Source organism: Serratia sp. DD3, from assembly GCF_000496755.2.
In genome coordinates this window covers 1-2,358 of sequence record NZ_AYKS02000080.1, presented here as the reverse complement: position 1 = coordinate 2,358, position 2,358 = coordinate 1, and the positions used below count along the sequence as shown (strand labels likewise).

2 protein-coding genes and 1 pseudogene are annotated in these 2,358 nt (G+C 58.7%); all 3 read right to left on the bottom strand.

Features of this window, described 5'->3' with window-relative positions; translation table 11 throughout:
- A partial coding sequence (tssL, locus tag IO95_RS15870; RefSeq protein WP_037386072.1) for a type VI secretion system protein TssL, short form occupies window positions 1-513 on the bottom strand: 513 nt, incomplete at its 3' end.
- A gap of 138 nt (window positions 514-651) precedes the next feature.
- A complete protein-coding gene (gene tssK / locus IO95_RS15865; protein WP_037386069.1) occupies window positions 652-1,992 on the bottom strand; it encodes a type VI secretion system baseplate subunit TssK in 1,341 nt (446 codons plus the stop codon).
- A 12-nt stretch (window positions 1,993-2,004) separates the two neighbouring features.
- Window positions 2,005-2,358 (bottom strand): annotated as a pseudogene (locus IO95_RS15860) (type VI secretion system contractile sheath large subunit); the annotation flags it as partial.

Below are 2,358 nucleotides of genomic sequence, written 5' to 3'. Positions count from 1 at the left end.
CGGGGCGTTCTGCGGATGGTTGAAGGGGGCGACCTGCTCACTCAGCGCCTTGACCAGTTGGCGCCGCGCCGGGTCATCCAACTGCCGATAACCGCCGAGGAAACCCAGCATCATCACACGGTGGAAACAGGTCAGCACCGCGCTGTCCGGGGCCGGCTCATGCAGCACATCGCGCATGCGGTTGCACAAGGCATCCCCCGCTTCCAGCGTCCCGAGAAAATGACCCTGCAACGGCACGTCGTACCACTGTACGCAGGCATCATCCTGCACCCCGCGCCCCTTGACCACTTCGTCAATCAGCGCGCACTGGGCATACAGGATATGCTGGCGATTGGCCTCGCTATAACCGGCCTGTTTCAACGCCTGCTGGACCTGTTCAACGTCCGCCACACAGCGTTCCCACAGTACTCGCCCTTCCCCTTCCTGAAACTCGGGGCCATGGCGCAGGCTAATCACCTGCAGCCAGGTGTTTTGCAACAGCGCGTCAATATCACACTTTTTTATCTGACTCATATCGTTATCTATACCCAAGTTCAATCAAGTTGCAGGTAGGCGGCAACTGAACGAATCCCGATGAGCTTACTGGAGTAAGTGATTCGGGTGAGCGAAGGCAGCCAACACCGCTGCAGTTTGATTGGCGACGGGTATGGCTCATGTTCTCAGCACCGCAAACAACTCAAGCTCAGGCTCGCCAAGCATGCCTGGGACATAGAACATACAGTTGCCACTCTCCAGCATCTCGCGCGCCGCCGGGTGTGACAAATCCAGGGAGAAATACTGGTTTTCCAGGCGTAACGGGATGGCCGCAGGGACGTGACGCAGCGGTTTGAGTGGCACGCCCTGTTGCGAGGCATTCACCAGGCTGGCGACATAATCGGGACTGCCCACCTTGCACTGGCGCGGGAACTGCTCCTGAAGTTGCGCCACCGGCAACGGTGAACGTACCGAGAGGTAATAATCCGCCCCTTCGCGCAGACGCGGGTCTTGCAGACGCGCCAACCACTGATGCAGACGCTTGTCGTGCTCGAGCTCAATGGACACCACCCGTGATGGCAGGCTGGCTTCCAGCAAGTCACTCAGCAAATCAAACAGCGGCGGAAACACCTCATTGAGTTGCTCATGCTGCCAGGCCGGTATCGCACTGACCTGATGCTCCAGCGAGAACGTCAGCAGACTGCCCGCCAGACGCGCCAGTTCAGGATAGAGCCGCTCCGGTGGACTTTGGGGAAAACGCAGGAACTGCCCCAACACCGGTTCGGCACTGTTGAGTGCATTGAGCAACCAGAACAGCGACACATCGGCGACGGCAAAATCCGCCATGCGTTCATTGCTCTCACGGCGCATCGCCATCAGGCGAGTCAACCGCGCGCGCAACTGGGTCATCAGTTGTTCAAGCTGGTTCAACAACCAACGGCTGCTTTCCACCTTCAGCAACGGCGGCAGAAAGGTGTCATCCAGTGACCAGGCACCCTGCATATCCTGCTGCAAGCGCGCCACCGGGCAAACCAGATAGTCACTGTTATTCTGGTGAGCAAAACGTAATGTCAGTTCGGGCTGCAAAATGGCTATCTGGCGGGTGTCATCGCCAAATTGATTGCGCACATCCCGCCAACGCTGACGATAACGGGTCGGGCGCTCCGCCACTTCCTCCGGGGTAAGGCAGTTGCCGCCGTTGGCACGCAACATCGGCAACGCCAGCACCACCACCACCTCCTGCTGTGCCGTATCGAGTGCCAGTACCGGCGGCAGGCTATCGGCATTGTCGGTATCGACCAACGTGCCATCCTGAAAGCGCACCTGCAAATGGCGCCCCTGAAGGCGCCCCAGTTTTAACGCATCAAGGTCAAACGCCGCCTGGAGCACGCCCCAGGGATGCGTCAAACCCATCTGTGCCAGACATTCCGTTGACCAGGCCGCATACGCGGCCTGCTGCTGGAAATGCTGGGGCGAGACCATGATCCCCCGCCCCCATAACGGTTGTTCCGTTTTCACACTTCACCTGCCTTAGGCTTTGGCTTTTGGCATCTGCGAAACCAGTGACAGGTTGATATCCATCCCTTCCACCTGGAAGTGCGGAATGGCGTACAGTCTCACGCGGAAGAAGCCCGGGTTATCCTCAATGTCTTCCACAATCACTTTCGCATCACGCAGCGGGTGCGAGGCTTGCAGTTCGTCACCCGGGTCGGTCATCTCGGTCACCAGGCTACGCACCCAGGTGTTGAGCTCCAGCTCCAGTAAACGGCGGTCCTTGGTGGTACCGATGTTTTCACGCTGAATAAGCTTCAGGTAGTGAGCGATACGCGACAGCAGGAAGATGTACGGCAAACGCGCGTTGATGCGGCTGTTGGCAGTGGCATC